The sequence below is a fragment of the Ruegeria sp. AP11 genome, assembly GCF_056535865.1.
On record NZ_JBQFJB010000001.1, the window covers coordinates 2,272,740 to 2,288,804 of the forward strand.

The following is a 16,065-nucleotide window of genomic DNA, read 5'->3' on the forward strand; positions in this document are numbered from 1 at the left end:
AGAAAATCTGGGTTCTGAGGGCGGCGGATCGGTACCGCCCCCAGAAATTCGCAAGTGTTTAATTACTTGCGGGGGAGGAACGCGTTCTCTTTCCAGACGGCGTAACCGTCGCGGAACTCGGTCATGTCGGCCAAAACTTTGGCAAAGAATTCGTCATTGGCGGCCTGCTCTGCGGCAACCTCTTCCCAGGTCGCGCGGAAGGTCGACAGCATCTCGTCATTCCATTGCTTGATCTGAACACCGTTGTTTTCGACATTGTCCAGCAGCGCCGCGTGTTGGATCGCTTCGCCTTCGGCAAAGCTGTCGGCCATCGACGCCTTACAGGCATTTTCGATGATCGCTTTGTGCTGATCGCTGGCTTCGTTCCAGACGTCCTTGTTGATCATCAGCTCAAACACCGTCGCCTGCTGGTGCCAGCCAGGGAAGTAGTTGTACTTGACCAGTTTGTGGAAGCCGAGGCGCGCGTCGATGGCGGGCATCGAGAACTCGGTTGCGTCAATCGCGCCCTTTTCCAGCGCCGGGAAGATTTCGCCGCCGGGCAGCAGCGAGGTTGCAACGCCCAGTTTCTGCATCACTTCACCGCCCAGACCGAAGAAGCGCATCTTCAGGCCGTTCAGATCTTCGGGGCTGTTGATCTCATTCGCGAACCAGCCCGAGGTTTCAGGGGCGATGATGGCGCAGGGGATGACGTGGACGTTGAAACCGGCCTGATCATACATCTCTTGATACAGGCTCATGCCGTTGCCGTAATACAGCCATGCCATGTATTCGCCCGCCTCAGGCCCGAACGGAACGGCCGAGAACAGCGGCGCGGCCGGGATCTTGCCCGCCCAGTAACCGGCGGTGGTGTAGCCCGAGTTGATCTTGCCCGAAGACACCGCATCCAGAATTTCAAACGGCGGAACCAGCTTGCCGGGCTCATAGACCTTCATCTTCAGGGTGCCGCCGGACATCAGGTCCAGCTGCTCGGCCACACGCGGGATCGGCGAGCCAAGCCCCGGCAGGGCGGTCGAAAACGCGATCGGGGTTTTCAGCAGCATCTTGTCCGCTGCATGGGCAACCGGAGCAGCCAGCAGCGAGGCCGCAACGGCGAGTGATGTCAGGGTGGTCTTCATGGTTTCTCCTCCAAGGTATGTGCCAGCCGATCAACCGACTGCCGAAAATCCCGCCATGGCGGCGACATAAGAGGTAAATATTTTTTACCAACACTAGTAGTCAACAATTTTGTTTACCACTGATCGCATGAGGCGAGCCATTCTGAGGTGATGCCAAATCAGGGGTATTTCGTGCCAAAAGTCTGATGGTCTAGAAGTTATCTATATTTTGCAAGCAGATAGAAAATCGACATCCATCCGTAGTTTTGGGTAGTTTTGCTTGCATAAATTTGGAGGATTGGTAAATTTAGTGAACAACTAAAAATTCACGAATAATGAGGCGCAGCAGGATCGGCATGAGCAACAGCAGCCCTTTTGAGCCCGTCGGTCACGAATCAATTGCCGACGCGGTGGTCGAGCAGATCGAGACGATGATCGTCGATGGCATCCTGAAAGAAGGCCGCAGATTGCCCTCGGAACGGGACCTGGCCGAGGCGATGTCCGTCTCGCGCCCCAAACTGCGCGAGGCGCTGCAGATCCTCGAACAGCGGGGCTTGGTCTCGGTGCGTCATGGCGAGGGGACATTCATCGCGGCGCTAACGGGTCGGGCGATGTCTCCGGCGCTGTTGTCGCTTTATGCCAGGCATGGCGGCGCGTTCTACGACTATCTCGAATACCGGCGCGAGCAGGAGGCGTTTGCCAGCCATCTTGCCGCGCAGCGGGCCACGCAATCCGACAAGGAACGCATCTCGGAAATCATCGACGAGATGCAAAGGGCGTGGGAAGAAGACGATGCCGACGCCAGCGAAGAGGCCGACTTTCGCCTGCATTCGGCGGTTGTCGATGCCAGCCAGAATACCACGCTGATCCACATGATGGCCTCGGTCTATGATCTGACCCGTCAGGGCGTCTTCTATAACCGCCGGTTTCTAAGGACGATGGACGGCTCGGGCGAATTGCTGCTGGCCCAGCACAAGGAAATCGCGCAGGCCATTCTGGAGGGTGACCCGGACAGGGCCGAAAAAGCCGCGCGCGATCACATGGATTTTGTCGAAAGCTCGTTCCGCAAAGGGCAAGAGCAGCAGGAACGCGAAATCCGCGCCTCCAAGCGACGCCTGTTTTCGGTCTGACAAAAGACCGGACTTATTCCGGGTTCTCCGCCCGAAACAGCGCCCAGGCATCCTGCGACGTACCATCAGGCTTGGTGCAGATACCCACCTGACCTTGATCGGTGTCTTCAATGCGATAGCTGCCGCCGATTTCGATGCAATAGGTCGCTGCCGGGTTTGCAAGCCTGACAAAGCTGTCGCTTTTATGGTCAGAGTGGTTTTCGCGAAAATAGGTCCAGGCATCGATCCTGGTGCCGTCCGGCAACTGGCAAATCCCGCTTTGGCCATCGGCCCCGTCCTGAATGCCATAAAGCCCGCCCTGCGCGATGCAATAGGTCGCTGCCGGATTTGCCAGCCCGGTATTGGCCAGCGCAGCAACAGGTGTCAGCATCAGCAATGCCGCGATGGAAGCGTTCCGCTTAGTCATTCTCATCCTCCGGGTTTGACCATGTGTTTGGCAGATTCTCCGGAGCGTAGCCGGTATTCATCGCCATCCTTTCCCGCACCGAGGCATGTATCATGGCCCCGTCAGGGATGAAACGCGGCTCGTGCAAGGGCAGATAAAGGCCGCCTTCTTCCTGCGTTTTGGGATTGTCATGCCGTTTCCTGCGCTTGGGCAGATATTCAAGGAACCGCCACCAGAACGTCATCGAGTCGTGCAACTGCGCCTTCGCGTTGGGCGCGGCATAGTCGCGTTTGCTGCCGGGTTTGACATTTTTCGGGGTCTCGCCATTCACCAGACGCTTGACCATGGTCTCGCGGAACACCAAGCCATGGTTGCGCGCTTCGTCCACCATCCAGCCCAACGGGTATTTCGCCGCGCCACTCTCTTGTTCGGGATATCCGCTGCCATTGTCCCCGTGCACGCCCGCGAACCAGACCTGCTTGATATCCTGCGGCTCGGCATCTTCATCCTTGATGAAAGGGTTTGTCTTGAACAACTGCGGCTCTTCCCAGCGGGACAGGCGGAACATGCGCCGCCGCTCGTCAATGGCGCAGGCATGGCGAAACACCTGCACGCAGGGGTTCATATGCGTGTAGGGCAGAGATTCCAGCGAAGGCAGGTACACCCGGTCCGGGCGCGGCACGATGACCGAGGCGACCGTGTCCCAGCATCCCATGAACCGGATGGTGACATGGCGGGCATCCAGAACTTCCTGCACGCGCCATGCGATGTCGAATGCGTCTTTGGCACCGGACTGCTTGTAGGCCGTCAGCGCGTAGGCACACAGATGCTCCTGATGCCCATGCAGCAGGCCGACCATGTTGATAAACCCGGCCAGAACCCGCACCGTATGGGCCCCGCGCGAAAAGCCGAACAGATAAATCTCGTCCCCGTCTTCATAATGACGCAACAGGAACCTGTAGGCGTCCAGCACGTTGGCATCCAGCCCATAGCCGGTGGCCAGTCCGAACACACCCTTGAGCTGATTCTTGAAACGGCTCCATGCACCACTGTTCGAGATCGTGCCGACGCCGGGATCATAAAACCCGATCTGATCCTCGCTTTCCTTCAGAACACGATAGAATTTCAGAACGTTGGACTGGTTTTCCTTGATCTCATTGCCGGTGCCATCACAGCAGATTACGATTTTCTTCAAAGCAAACCCTCGGGCAAAAATCTAAATGACAATGCCCGCAGCTTATCCGAAGTTCTTTGACCTGTTAACCGGCCACACTATGGCCTTCAGAGTTGTTCCACCTTGATCGAGTCCTGAGGGTAGAAGGCCAGATGATCCTTGATCGCGGCCACCGCATCGCTTGGGTCCTCATAGCTCCACGCAGCGTTTTCCGTGACCGAGGATTTGTTCACGATCGAGAAATGTGTTGCATCCCCTTTGCTTGTGCAATGGGTCACCTTGTCGGTCCGGTCCAGAAAGGCCATCGCGATGTCAGAGCGTGGGAAGTAGATCACCGGGTCATTGTCCCCATCCAGCAGCTCAAGCGCATTGCTGGTCTCGCCCAGAATGGCACCGCCCGACCGGACGCTCCATTTGCCCTGTGCTTTGCGGATCGTGATCTGATTGGCCATGTCTGTTCCTTCCGTCGGCTCTTGCGGGTTTCCCCTTGCACATTCTATGTGACAAACCGGTGTCAGACCGGCGCAGTTGCGGCATCCAACCACAGTTGAGCGGCTTCGCCCAGCCTTGGACGGATCTTTTCCGCTACGTCGCGGTGATAAGCGTTCAGCCAGGCGCGTTCTTCGCGGCTCAGCATGTCCACCACGATCAGGCGCCGGTCGATGGGCACATAGGTCAACGTGCGCCACTGCAGCATGGCCCGCTCGTCATCGCCACCGGGCAAGGCGGGGGCCTCTTCCACCACCACGAGGTTCTCCAGCCGGATGCCAAAGGCCCCTTCGCGGTAATATCCCGGTTCATTGGACAGGATCATGCCCGGCTCCAGCGGGACATGGCTGATGCGCGACAGGCGCTGCGGGCCTTCGTGTACGCTGAGGTAGGTTCCCACACCATGCCCGACCCCATGGTTGAAATCCTGCCCCGCCAGCCAAAGCGGAAGGCGCGCCACGCATTCGATATCGCGCCCGGCCATGCCGACCGGCCAGCGCAGCATCGACATGGCGATCATGCCCCTGAGCACACGGGTGAAGCAGGTCTTTTCCCCTTCCCCCACGTCGCCGATGGCGATTGTCCGGGTGATATCGGTGGTGCCATCCAGATACTGCCCGCCACTGTCCAGCACCAGCATCTGACCGTTTTCCAACCGGCTGTCGGTTTCTTCGGTCACCCGGTAATGCATGATCGCACCATTCGGCCCGGCACCAGCGATTGTATCGAATGAGATATCCTGCAGCGCATTATCCCGGCGGCGGCTTTCTTCCAACTGCGTCACCACCTGCGTCTCGGTCAGACTGCCCGGGGCCTGTGCATCCAGCCAGCAGAGCAGTTCCACAACCGCCGCGGCGTCGCGCAGATGCGCCTCGGCGCTGCCTGCAATCTCGGCGGGGTTTTTACAGGCTTTAGGCAGGGCGCAAGGGTCTCCGTCTTCGACCATCCGGTCTTGCAACGCCTCCGCCACGATCTGCGGCACTGTGTTCGGGTCTACCTGCACCGCGCCTTCTAGTTTCTCGACAGCAGCAAGGAAGCTCTCCGGTTTATGGACCGTCACCTGATCGCCCAAATGATCCGAGGCTTCGGTCAGCTTGGCAGCAGCCATGAACAGATCGACACATCCGTCACTGTGCAGAATGGCAAACCCATGCGCCACCGGGTTATAGTCGATGTCCGAGCCACGAATGTTCAACAGCCACATGATCGAATCCGGCAGCGTGATCACCGCCGCCGCGCGCCCGGCTTCACGCAGTGCCTTTGCAAGGCGGCTGATCTTGCTGTCCGCACTTTCCCCGGCAAATTCAATCGGATGCGCCTTGACCGGGTTCATCGGAGGGGCGGGCTGATCGGCCCAAACCCGATCCACCAGATTGTCACAACGCACCAGCTCGATGCCGCTGTCGCCCAACTCTTTCCGCGCGCCCGAGATTTGCCCGGCCGCGTGCAGCCACGGATCGAACCCGACCTTGCCGCCATTGGGCAGTTGTTCTTTCAGCCACGCGCTCAGGCTGACATCGGGCCATGGCACCGGAGTATACTCCTCAGCCACCTGCGACTTGACCTGAGTGCGATAGCGCCCATCGATGAACACACCAGCCACATGGGTCAACGCCGCGCAAAACCCTGCGGACCCGGTAAACCCGGTCAGCCAGGCCAGCCGTTCGTCCCGGGGGGCGACATATTCGCCCTGATGCGCATCGGCGCGGGGGATCAGAAACCCGTCCAACCCGTCCCTCGCCAACTCGGCCCGCAACGCAGCCAGTCGCGGAGGCCCCTGTTCCGGGCGCGCGGTCACTTCGAAACTCTGGAACATCGGGGCCTCTTTCGTCGGTCTTGTTGCGCGCAAACCTGCGGCCTGTGGCGCAAAATGTCCAGCGCCCCGGTGCCGCGCTATTCTTCCGCTTCCAGAAAGCTCTGCAAGGTTCGGATATAGGTGTCGTAAACGTCATTACCCGGCAGCGGGATCTGATTGCCGGTCTCTAGGATAACCAGTGCAGCGTTGGGAATCCCCGCCGCCAGCTTGCGCGCCTCTGACAGGGGGTGAACCGCCGCGTGCCGCCCATGCATAACCAGCGTCGGGCATTGCACCTTCGGAAGCAGATGCAGGATCGAGGTGCTGTTGGCGATGTCGCGATACAGAAGCCTTTGCTCGCTGGAATAATGCGCCTGCATTTCGTCGACCATATGCCGGACGCTGTCCAGCGGGCCTTCCGGGAAATAGCTGAATTCCGCGCCTATCGCAAAGCCGCTGCCCGGGGTGTTCCAACCTTCGGAAATCAGCGTCCGGATCGAGTCGGGGTGCCGGGCTTCTTCACGGTAATCGCGCCCTTCGGCCCATCCTCCAGAGATTACCAGTTTCTCGACCCGCTCCGGATATCTTGCGGCAAAGTGCAGAGCGGGAAAGGTTCCGCCCATTTCGCCAAGAATGGAAAACCGGTCAAAACCTGCGGCCTGCGTGACACTCAGAATCTCTTCAATCCTGCGATCATACACCGCCTGATGGTCTGAATCCGAGCTGACGCTGTGGTCCTTGTTGTACCGCAGTAGCCGGAACCGGCTTGCCATATCCTGCAACCGGGTACGCTCGGACGGGATGCGCCATTCGGCCTCGAGATCATGCACGACCGAGCCGATGCGCAGAACAGGCAGCCCATCGCCGGATAGCGTATAGGGAATTGCTGCGCGCCCCTCAGCACCTCGGGCATACCGCAACCGTTGCGTCTGGCTGTCGCCGTCTGAACCGGCGCCGGTATCACGGGCCACATCCGCCGCCATTTGCAACCCGCGCCGCACGACTGTCCGAATGATGCGTTGTGCTTTGCCATCATCCCCAACAGCCCGCCGCGCTGCTGCCACGCGCGCGCTGATGGTCGAATCCGAGACAAAGCGGCCATTCCAGACCCGCGCGATGATTTCATCCCGGGGCACCAGCTTCCCCGGGTGCTCTGCCAGCAGCACCAGCAGATCGAACACCTGCGGTTCTATTGCAACCGGCTCACCGCGGCGGGTCAGGACGTGGCGATCCACGTCCAGAATACAATCTGCAAACTCATAGCGCATGGGGCAAATACACTCCGTTTCTCGCGGAACGACAAGGTTCAACAACAATCTCAAGGGTTTCTAGGGGGAATCGCAGGACCGGCTTCAAGCAGGCTTGGTCCGGTTGGGGCACAGTCCAAGCACCAGACAGGAGAACTGTGTATGTTCCTGCCCTTCGATACTGCTTTGCTGCGCTATCCGGCACGTCGCCACCGGCGGCGACCTATATGGCGCACAGCTTTGCTTGGATGGATTTGAGTGTGCCGCGAAGACGGCGGGCCGTCAACCGACCCGCTTCATCCCCATAACCCGCGCCCGCGCCCGGGGGTCGCTGTCGAACAGCGCCGCCAATTGCTCGGTCATGGCGCCTGCCAGTTGCTCGACATCTGTGATCGTCACCGCGCGGTCGTAGTAGCGGGTCACATCATGCCCGATGCCGATGGCCAGAAGTTCCACCATCTTGCGCTTTTCCACCATGGCGATCACGTCGCGCAGGTGTTTCTCAAGATAGTTCGCCGGGTTCACGCTCAGCGTGGAATCATCGACTGGCGCGCCATCTGAAATCACCATCAGGATCTTGCGCTGTTCACGCCGCGCCAGCATCCGGCGATGCGCCCATTCCAGCGCCTCGCCGTCGATATTTTCCTTCAGCAGGCCCTCTTTCATCATCAGGCCCAGATTGGGCCGCGCCCGCCGCCATGGCGCGTCGGCCCCTTTATAGATGATGTGGCGCAGATCGTTCAGGCGCCCCGGCTGCTGAGGGCGGCCATCGTTCAGCCACGCCTCACGCGCCTGACCGCCTTTCCAGGCCCGCGTAGTAAAGCCCAGAATCTCGACCTTCACGTTGCACCGCTCCAGCGTCCGCGCCAAAACGTCGGCGCAGATCGCCGCGATCGAGATCGGACGCCCGCGCATCGACCCCGAATTATCGAGCAACAGCGTCACCACCGTGTCGCGGAATTCGGTGTCTTTCTCGACTTTGAAACTCAGCGGTGTGGTCGGATTGGCCACCACACGCGCCAGACGACCGGCATCCAGAATACCTTCCTCTCGGTCGAACTCCCAACTGCGGTTCTGCTGTGCCTGCAGGCGGCGCTGCAACTTGTTGGCCAGACGGCTGACAGCACCTTTCAAGGGCTCAAGCTGCTGATCCAGATAGGCGCGCAGCCGTTCCAGTTCCGCCGGTTCCGCCAAATCCTCGGCAGCGATCTCTTCATCGTGGGTGTTCAGGTAGACCTTGTAATCGGGATCGGCCTCGGATGCTGGCGGTGGGGCAGGCGGCTCCAGAGGGGCCTCGCCCTCGGGCATCTCGGCCTCATCGCCCAACTCATCCTCGGCCATCTCGTCCATCGAGACCTGCGCCTGAGACTGGTCCTGCTGCTCTTCCTGAGTCTGCTCAGGCGTCGCATCGGCGTCCTGTTCGTCCTGATCATCCTGACCAGTGCTGTCGGGATCGGGCTGCTCCTCGGCGTCTTCCTCGGCCTGATCTTCCTGCTCGTCGTCCAGCTCATCCGGGTCGTCGCCCAGCTGGTCGCCGTATCCCAGATCCTTGATCATCTGACGCGCGAACTTGGCGAATTCCGCCTGGTCCGAGAGAATCTCGTCCAGATTCTCCAACGTCCCACCAGCTTGCTCTTCGATGAACCCACGCCACAGGTTCATGATGTTCTCGGCCGCGGGCGGCAGATCACGCCCGGTGGCCAGATGCCGGATCAGATAGCCCGCCGCCACCGCCAGCGGTGCATCCGCAGGCTGCTTGCATTGATCATAGCCGCGCCGGATCGCCTCGTGCCCAATCTTGACGTCAATATTGGACGCGGTGCCCGGCATATCCCGCGCACCCATCGCCTCGCAGCGGGCAACTTCCATCGCTTCATAGAGGTCCCGCGCCATATCACCCGGCGGCGCATAGCGGGTATGGGTCGCGTCGTCATGATACTTGCGCTGCAAGGCCAGCGCATCCGCCGTGCCGCGCGCCAGCAGCACCTCTTCGCGGGTCATCCGCCGCGACACCTGCGGCAACCGCATCGACTCGCCAGACATGCCCGAGGGGTCGACCGTATAGGTCACCGACAGCTCGGGGTCATCGGCCATGACCTTGGTAGCCTCGGCCAGAGCCTTCTTGAACGGATCAGCAGGGTTGTCGTTCTTCTGCACCATGTTCAGACGCCCTTTGTGTTGCAGCGATCCGGTGCCTCAAGGCGAATCCGGATCCCCCTTCATCTGGCCAAAAATATCCCCGCCGGAGGCATTGCGCCCGGCAAGGGCGCAATTCGTAAGCCTAGCCCAAGCTCGCGCTTGCCGCGCTTTCCGGCAATTCCTCGTCAAAACAGCGCTGATAGAACTCCGCTACGGTCTGACGCTCCAACTCGTCACACTTGTTCAGGAAGGACAGGCGGAAGGCGTAGCCCACATTGCGGAAAATCTCGGCGTTCTGGGCCCAGTTGATCACGGTCCGGGGGCTCATCACCGTCGACAGGTCGCCGTTCATAAACGCAGTCCGGGTCAGATCAGCCACTGTCACCATCTGGCTGACGGTTTTGCGGCCCTTTTCGGTGTTATAATGCGGCGCCTTGGACAGCACGATCATCGTCTCGGCATCGTGGCTGAGGTAGTTCAGCGTCGAGACCAGCGACCAGCGGTCCATCTGCGCCTGGTTGATCTGCTGGGTGCCGTGATACAGACCGGTGGTGTCGCCCAGACCCACAGTGTTTGCGGTGGCGAACAGGCGGAAATTCGGGTTCGGCGTGATGATCTCGTTCTGGTCCAGCAGGGTCAGCTTGCCGTCATGCTCCAGCACGCGCTGGATCACGAACATCACGTCGGCGCGGCCCGCGTCATATTCGTCGAACACGATGGCGACCGGATTACGCAGGGCCCAGGGCAGGATGCCCTCGTGGAATTCGGTGACCTGTTTGCCATCGCGCAGCTTGATCGCGTCCTTGCCGATCAGGTCGATCCGGCTGATATGGCTGTCCAGGTTCACCCGCACCGCGGGCCAGTTCAGGCGCGCTGCAACCTGTTCGATATGGGTCGACTTACCGGTGCCGTGATAACCCTGGATCATCACCCGGCGGTTATGGGCAAAGCCCGCCAGAATCGCCAGCGTGGTTTCGGGGTCGAACTTATAGGTGTGGTCGATGGCCGGAACCCGGTCGCTGGCCTCCGCAAAGCCTTTGACCGCCATGTCGCTGTCAATGCCGAACACCTCACGGACCGAGATATCCTCGGTAGGTTTTGCGTTGATATCGATCGATCCGTCAGCCATGCGCCTTGTCCTTATCCTCTGGCCCGTTCACCGGGTTTGAACCCGAGTGTGGTGCAATATATTGCGGACAAGGGCAAGCGAAAGAGGCGTATCTGAAAAGCTGAGCGGGGTTTTCTTTGAAACTGGCCTTATTCGCTCGGCCGGCAAGGGGCTGGGCAGCCCCGCGTGCCGGCATCAATTGGTGCGCCTCGGTGGACCGCGGAGCAGGGGTGAAGTTCTGGTGCGGGCTATGGGCTGGCAGTGTTTTTTGCTCAGCCAAATGCACAATTCGAAACAGGTCGAAATACGCAACAGAGCCGTGGCAAGCCGCACAACTTTCAACCTTCAACGGCTTGAGACCACCGAGTGAGATCAGCCGTTACCGGGCGGCTCAAATCTCAGTCTGACCAGAAACGGCTCTGACCGGACTGCGCGCATCAACTGGAAAACACGTATCTCGAGATGTCCAGGCAAACCGCCCAGAAACATCCTGTCATTGCGCGCATCATAATATCCGGGAACGGTAATCGATACGTTTCGACCACTGACGAGTTCGATTCTCATATTCTGCCCGCTGGGAACGGACAGTTCATAGCAGACAAACCCTTCTGCAGGGGCATCACCGGGAAGGTCCCCGATCGTGAAATTGCTGTCGAGTTGCACACGAAAGCAGCCCTCGGCGAGCGCTGGAGAGGATGCAATACACGCAATTCCGAAAAACAATCTTGCCAAAAGGCGCATAAGCAATGTCCTTTCCCAAAGCTGGCGTATCAAACCGCCAGTTGGTATGATGCAACTGCCCAAACCTCTTGAAATCACCCTGCTCAGAAATCGTTCTGTGTGCTCTTTTTGAGTTTCACGGCGACGTTATTCGCGGCCTGAGTCTCTCATAAATTCACACGATTTTCCAATACGCACTTCATTCGGGGCTGCGTGCTCAGAAAAAGGCACGTACCTTTGACGCATGCGGACCTTGCAAAACGGCGACCGCCCGCGAATTGCGAGCGGGGACCTTCGCAGATTTCGGTCTAACCGCGTCCCTTACTTGAAGCTCCGGCTATCCTTGATCTGATCCCAGGCCCAGACCACCTCTTGCAGCTGTTCTTCCTGTGACCGGTCGCCGCCGTTCATATCCGGGTGCAGCACCTTGATCAGCTTCTTGTAGGCCTTGCGAATCTCGGCCTTTGACCAGCTGTCCTGCGCCTCAAGGATCTCGATGGCGCGGCGTTCGGTGGGGGGCAGGCGGCGGCCGCCGGAATTGGCGCGGCCGGGGTTCTTGGTGGCGTTTTCACCCAGCACCTGATGCGGGTCTTCAATGCCCAGACGGGCCCAGGCGCGCGCCTCGGGGTCGCCCATCGGCTTGGTCTCGCGCTCCCACACTTTGTCCTTCGATCGCTGCGCGTTCAACTCGGCCTCGGTGGTGCCGTCGAAGAAGTTCCACTTCTGGTTATATTCGCGCACATGCTGCTGGCAGAACCAGAAGAAATCATCCAGCACATCCGGCGCTTTGGGCGCGCGGAACTTGCCGGCCTCTTCACAGCCCTCGTGGTCGCAGATTCGGGTCGAGGTCTCGGACGCGCCGGACATGCCTCGACGGCCGCGCGGCTTCTTTTTCTTGGCGCTGGACACGGACATATCGAACCCGAAGGGATCTGACTTTACCATCTGCTCATCCTCACGAAGGCATCTTTTCGACTCGGAGGCAGCAGTTTAATCTAAGCAGCCGAAAGTAGAAGAGGGGAGCGGCAATTTATTTGCCGTTGAGCATAAAAATGAGCGTGACCGACGAAATCCGTGACCGTCTGCAAACAGCCTTTGACCCGCGTGAGCTTGAGGTGATCGACGACAGCGAAAGCCACCGCGGCCACGCGGGGTATCAGGAAGGCGGCGAGAGCCATTTCAACGTGCGCATCCGTGCGGCGGCATTTGGCGGGCAGTCGCGTGTGGCGCGTCACCGCGCGGTGCACAAGGCGCTGGGCGACATCGTCCCGCGCATTCATGCGCTGGCGCTGGATATCGACACCTAGGCCATCGCGTGCGCATGGCGACGGATCAGGACATACCGGAAGACTATCCCAAACGGCTGTGGCTGGTGGCCATCGGGATCGGTGTCGCGCTTGCGCTGATTCTGTCGGTGTTCCTGTACATGTCGCGCGAAACCGGCAGCCGGATCGGCGATATGCGGACGGCCTGGCAGAGCTATTCGGTCGAAACCACGCCGCGCGGCTACTGGATCTCGGATATCCGGGAATATTTCGGCTATGGTGGGCTGATCCACAACTTCAAGAACTATGTTCTGCGGCAGGACCCATCCTATGGTCCGACCTTGCGCCAGCAATCCGACAATCTGCTTGCCACCATCGAAGCCTATCGCAGCGCAGGACCGTCTGCGCCCGAACTGGATGCGTTGAACCGGATCGAAGCGGTTGCGCATGAATATATCGGCAACATCCCCAGGATCGAGACCGGGATTGCCGCCGGTCTGAGCGCCGAGGAGGTCGATGCGCTGGTACGGGTCGACGACCGCGACGCCCTTGCCGCACTGGCCACGCTGGAGCAGCTTTGGATTGCCGAGCGCGACGATCGCCTGTCCGGCATGGTCCGGGCCTTTTCGGATGGCGAGCGTCTGGTGCGCAACTTCTCGGTCTTTCTGGTCGGGTTGGTCATCGTGGTCGGCGTGATCGCCATTCTGACCACGTTGCTGATCGCCAACATTCTACGCACCAACCACAGGCTCAAGACCGAGCTTGAGCTGCGCGAGCAAGTCGAACTGGCCGAACGCAAACTGGCCCGCGCAGTGGAACAAAGCCCCGCTTCGATCATCATCACCGATACCGATCTGAAGATCGAATATGCCAATCGCAAGTTCTTTGATCTCAGCGGTTATGCGCCTGATGAAATCTACGGGCATACGCCGAAGATGCTGCAATCGGGCCATTCCGGGCAGGGCGTCTATAGCGACCTTCGGAAGCGGCTGGAACAGGGTCAAAGCTGGTATGGCGTGTTCCGAAACCTGCGCAAGGACGGAACGCATTATTGGGTCTCGACGGCGATTTTCCCGCTGGTGGGGCAGGATGGCGCCATCACGCATTACATCGGCATCGGCGAGGACCTGACCGAAACCCGACGCACGCATGAACAGTTCGCGCAGGTGCAGAAGATGGAAGGCGTCGGCATCCTTGCCGGTTCGGTCGCGCATGATTTCAACAACGTATTGATGAGCGTTACCGGCAATGCCGACCTGATCGAGCTGGACGCCGAGGGCAACGCGGACATCCAGACCTCGGTCAATCACATCCGCATCGCGTCACGGCGGGCGCAGGCCCTGGTGCGCAAGATGCTGACCTTCGCACGGCAGCGCCCGCGCAACCCCGTGCGCGGCGATATGGTCAAGGCCACGCAAGAGGCGCTGGACCTGATCCGGGTCTCGGCGCCGCCCAATGTGGAAACCCGTTTCGAGATCGGCGTCGACAGCGCCTTTTCCGATTTCGATGGCACATTGTTTTTCCAGACCCTGCTGAACCTGTGCCACAACGCGTTCGAGGCGATGGGCGATCAGCCGGGCGAGGTGGTTCTGCGCATCGGGCTGGCCGGGCGCGATGCACTGGACGATCTGCCCGACGATGCTATCGGCGTTATCCAACTGGACGTGCAGGACAATGGCCCCGGCATGTCCGACGCGTTGCAGCAGCAGATTTTCCAACCCTTCTTCTCGACCAAGCCGGTGGGCAAGGGGACCGGGTTGGGCCTGACCATCGTGCATAACAGTGTCGAGGAATGCCACGGCCGGGTTGCATTGCAGTCAACCCCCGGCGAAGGCACGTGTTTCAGCCTGTTCTATCCGCTGATGCCAGCCCTCAGCCACGAGGAACAAGCCGAAGTCGCCGCAATCACCGGGGACGAACATGTGCTGCTGGTAGATGACGACGACAACGTGCTTTATATCACTCGCCAGTTGCTGACGCGGTATGGCTACCGGGTCGAAGCTTATGCTGATTCAACCAAGGCGCTGCAGGCGTTCAGTGCCGATCCCGATGCCTATGATGTGATCGTGACCGATCTCAAGATGCCGGGCCTGATGGGCAACGCCCTGATCGATGCGGCGCGGTCCGTCAGGGGCGATGTGCCCGCGATCCTGATCAGCAGTTATTTCGATGACATGGAAAATCTGACGGCTGCCGACAATCTGATCATGGCGCAGAAGCCGGTTGAAATTCAGCAGCTTGCCCGTTTCATCCGGGCATCGGTCGGCTAGGGTTCGTTACATTTCTTAACATCTTTTCGTAGATTTTAATCCGGATCAAATTCTCGCGAAACAACTGCCCTTTACTCTTTGCAAAGCCGGTCCTCGGCCAACCGAGAGATCGGAATAGCGAAAAGGGGCTTTCAGATGATGACCAAAGCCAGAACGTGGTTCTCGGCGCTGTCGACAGTTTCATTGCTGACGATGGGCGTCGCGTTCCCGGTTCACCAGGCCCAGGCGCAAGAGCCGGGCCCGGTCGAAGCCATAGAGTTCGACCCAGCCAAGGCGGCCCTTGGCAAACGTTTGTTTTTCGACCCGCGCCTTTCCGGCGATACCGAGCTGTCCTGCGCCAGCTGCCACCAGCCGGAGAACGGTTTCACCGACGGGCAGGCCCTGTCGGACGCCTATGCGGGCAGCCTGCATTTCCGTAACGTGCCAACGCTGATCAACAGTGCGAAACGCGCCGCGTGGTTCCATGACGGGCGCATCGGCACCAACCTTAACGACGTGACCCGCGAAAGCATCACCGAGACCTATTCCATGAACATGGACATGCGTCTGATGCAGGAACGCATCAAGCAGGACCCGGTCTATGTCGAGATGTTCGAAGCCGCCGGATTTGGCGAGCCGTCGAACGGCGGGGTCCGCAACGCCATCCCGGAATATCTGAAAACGCTGATCTCGCGCGGTGCGCCCTTCGACACCGGCGAGATGTCCGATGAGGCCAAGGCGGGCTATGAGCTGTTCAATGCCAGCGGCTGCAACTCCTGCCACGCGGGCGAGCGGTTCACCGATGATCTGCCGCACAATATCGGCGTCGGCGACAACCCCGATATCTGGGCGACACCGGAACGCCACATCACCTTCGTGACGATGATGAAGTTCCTCGGCGTCGAGAATTATATGAACCTGCGCGCCGACCCGGGCGCCTATATCCGCACCCACACCGCCGACACCTTCGGCACCTTCATGACCCCCACACTGCGCGAGCTGACCTACACTGCGCCGTATATGCACAACGGCTCGATTGCGACGCTCGAAGATGTGGTGGCCTTCTACAACGCCGGTGGTGGCGACGATGAAAACAAGGACCCGCGCATCAAGCCGCTGGGCCTGAACGAGACCGAGCAGGCGCAGCTGGTGGCCTTCCTACGGGCGCTGTCCGGCGAGCCGCTGACCGGCCCCGATTTCGTCGCCGAAGAGATCGATACCTTCTACGAGCCAATCGAAAACTGGCGTGAAACGACAAACTGAGGAGTGG

The 16,065-nt window shown here is 59.9% G+C and carries 14 protein-coding genes; 4 read left to right on the forward strand and 10 right to left on the reverse strand.

Annotation, left to right across the window (positions count from 1 at the left end):
- Positions 1-62: 62 nt before the first annotated feature.
- Complete coding sequence (locus tag ACR3E4_RS11430) at positions 63-1,115, reverse strand: TRAP transporter substrate-binding protein (RefSeq protein WP_480535483.1); 1,053 nt, start codon at positions 1,113-1,115, stop codon at positions 63-65.
- Positions 1,116-1,450: 335 nt separating this feature from the next.
- Here ACR3E4_RS11430 and ACR3E4_RS11435 point away from each other — a divergent pair, with 335 nt between their 5' ends.
- Complete coding sequence (locus ACR3E4_RS11435) at positions 1,451-2,224, forward strand: FadR/GntR family transcriptional regulator (protein ID WP_480535481.1); 774 nt, start codon at positions 1,451-1,453, stop codon at positions 2,222-2,224.
- A 13-nt stretch (positions 2,225-2,237) separates the two neighbouring features.
- Here the strand turns inward: ACR3E4_RS11435 and ACR3E4_RS11440 are convergent, their stop codons facing one another.
- The 9 genes from ACR3E4_RS11440 to ACR3E4_RS11480 form a co-directional block, all read right to left on the reverse strand.
- On the reverse strand, positions 2,238-2,630 hold the full coding sequence (locus ACR3E4_RS11440; protein ID WP_480535479.1) for a DUF333 domain-containing protein: 393 nt from the start codon (positions 2,628-2,630) through the stop codon (positions 2,238-2,240).
- Positions 2,623-3,804 (reverse strand): DUF2235 domain-containing protein, encoded by a 1,182-nt coding sequence (locus ACR3E4_RS11445; RefSeq protein WP_480535477.1) that lies wholly within the window; start codon positions 3,802-3,804, stop codon positions 2,623-2,625. The genes ACR3E4_RS11440 and ACR3E4_RS11445 overlap by 8 nt, the downstream gene beginning before the upstream one ends.
- 86 nt (positions 3,805-3,890) lie before the next feature.
- Complete coding sequence (locus ACR3E4_RS11450; protein WP_480535476.1) at positions 3,891-4,235, reverse strand: DUF427 domain-containing protein; 345 nt, start codon at positions 4,233-4,235, stop codon at positions 3,891-3,893.
- Between the two features lie 62 nt (positions 4,236-4,297).
- Positions 4,298-6,088: an aminopeptidase P family protein gene (locus ACR3E4_RS11455; protein WP_480535475.1), complete on the reverse strand. Its 1,791-nt coding sequence runs from the start codon at positions 6,086-6,088 to the stop codon at positions 4,298-4,300.
- Between the two features lie 77 nt (positions 6,089-6,165).
- Complete coding sequence (locus ACR3E4_RS11460; protein WP_480535474.1) at positions 6,166-7,335, reverse strand: alpha/beta hydrolase; 1,170 nt, start codon at positions 7,333-7,335, stop codon at positions 6,166-6,168.
- Between the two features lie 261 nt (positions 7,336-7,596).
- The gene (gene cobT / locus ACR3E4_RS11465) at positions 7,597-9,474 is read right to left on the reverse strand and encodes a cobaltochelatase subunit CobT (RefSeq protein ID WP_480535472.1); all 1,878 of its coding nucleotides are present in this window, start codon (positions 9,472-9,474) and stop codon (positions 7,597-7,599) included.
- Positions 9,475-9,595: 121 nt separating this feature from the next.
- Positions 9,596-10,582, reverse strand: a complete 987-nt coding sequence (cobS, locus tag ACR3E4_RS11470; protein WP_480535470.1) for a cobaltochelatase subunit CobS — start codon at positions 10,580-10,582, stop codon at positions 9,596-9,598.
- 351 nt (positions 10,583-10,933) lie between these two features.
- On the reverse strand, positions 10,934-11,302 hold the full coding sequence (locus tag ACR3E4_RS11475) for a hypothetical protein (RefSeq protein ID WP_480535468.1): 369 nt from the start codon (positions 11,300-11,302) through the stop codon (positions 10,934-10,936).
- Positions 11,303-11,602: 300 nt separating this feature from the next.
- Positions 11,603-12,226, reverse strand: coding sequence for a DnaJ domain-containing protein (locus tag ACR3E4_RS11480; protein ID WP_170716335.1), 624 nt, complete (start codon positions 12,224-12,226; stop codon positions 11,603-11,605).
- Positions 12,227-12,333: 107 nt separating this feature from the next.
- Between ACR3E4_RS11480 and ACR3E4_RS11485 the strand changes: the two genes are divergently transcribed.
- The 3 genes from ACR3E4_RS11485 (at position 12,334) to ACR3E4_RS11495 (ending at position 16,058) form a co-directional block, all read left to right on the forward strand.
- Complete coding sequence (locus ACR3E4_RS11485; RefSeq protein ID WP_480535467.1) at positions 12,334-12,588, forward strand: BolA family protein; 255 nt, start codon at positions 12,334-12,336, stop codon at positions 12,586-12,588.
- Positions 12,589-12,602: 14 nt separating this feature from the next.
- On the forward strand, positions 12,603-14,816 hold the full coding sequence (locus tag ACR3E4_RS11490; protein ID WP_480535465.1) for a two-component system sensor histidine kinase NtrB: 2,214 nt from the start codon (positions 12,603-12,605) through the stop codon (positions 14,814-14,816).
- 135 nt (positions 14,817-14,951) lie between these two features.
- A complete protein-coding gene (locus tag ACR3E4_RS11495) occupies positions 14,952-16,058 on the forward strand; it encodes a cytochrome-c peroxidase (RefSeq protein WP_480535464.1) in 1,107 nt (368 codons plus the stop codon).
- Positions 16,059-16,065: the final 7 nt, after the last annotated feature.

Excerpts from the sequence above, each read along its gene's own strand:
- ACR3E4_RS11495 (WP_480535464.1), top strand. The coding sequence starts at position 14,952 with ATGATGACCAAAGCCAGAACGTGGTTCTCGGCGCTGTCGACAGTTTCA.
- ACR3E4_RS11460 (WP_480535474.1), bottom strand. The coding sequence starts at position 7,335 with ATGCGCTATGAGTTTGCAGATTGTATTCTGGACGTGGATCGCCACGTC.
- ACR3E4_RS11435 (WP_480535481.1), top strand. The coding sequence starts at position 1,451 with ATGAGCAACAGCAGCCCTTTTGAGCCCGTCGGTCACGAATCAATTGCC.
- ACR3E4_RS11430 (WP_480535483.1), bottom strand. The coding sequence starts at position 1,115 with ATGAAGACCACCCTGACATCACTCGCCGTTGCGGCCTCGCTGCTGGCT.
- ACR3E4_RS11480 (WP_170716335.1), bottom strand. The coding sequence starts at position 12,226 with ATGGTAAAGTCAGATCCCTTCGGGTTCGATATGTCCGTGTCCAGCGCC.
- ACR3E4_RS11450 (WP_480535476.1), bottom strand. The coding sequence starts at position 4,235 with ATGGCCAATCAGATCACGATCCGCAAAGCACAGGGCAAATGGAGCGTC.
- cobS (WP_480535470.1), bottom strand. The coding sequence starts at position 10,582 with ATGGCTGACGGATCGATCGATATCAACGCAAAACCTACCGAGGATATC.
- cobT (WP_480535472.1), bottom strand. The coding sequence starts at position 9,474 with ATGGTGCAGAAGAACGACAACCCTGCTGATCCGTTCAAGAAGGCTCTG.
- ACR3E4_RS11455 (WP_480535475.1), bottom strand. The coding sequence starts at position 6,088 with ATGTTCCAGAGTTTCGAAGTGACCGCGCGCCCGGAACAGGGGCCTCCG.
- ACR3E4_RS11440 (WP_480535479.1), bottom strand. The coding sequence starts at position 2,630 with ATGACTAAGCGGAACGCTTCCATCGCGGCATTGCTGATGCTGACACCT.
- ACR3E4_RS11485 (WP_480535467.1), top strand. The coding sequence starts at position 12,334 with ATGAGCGTGACCGACGAAATCCGTGACCGTCTGCAAACAGCCTTTGAC.
- ACR3E4_RS11490 (WP_480535465.1), top strand. The coding sequence starts at position 12,603 with ATGGCGACGGATCAGGACATACCGGAAGACTATCCCAAACGGCTGTGG.
- ACR3E4_RS11475 (WP_480535468.1), bottom strand. The coding sequence starts at position 11,302 with ATGCGCCTTTTGGCAAGATTGTTTTTCGGAATTGCGTGTATTGCATCC.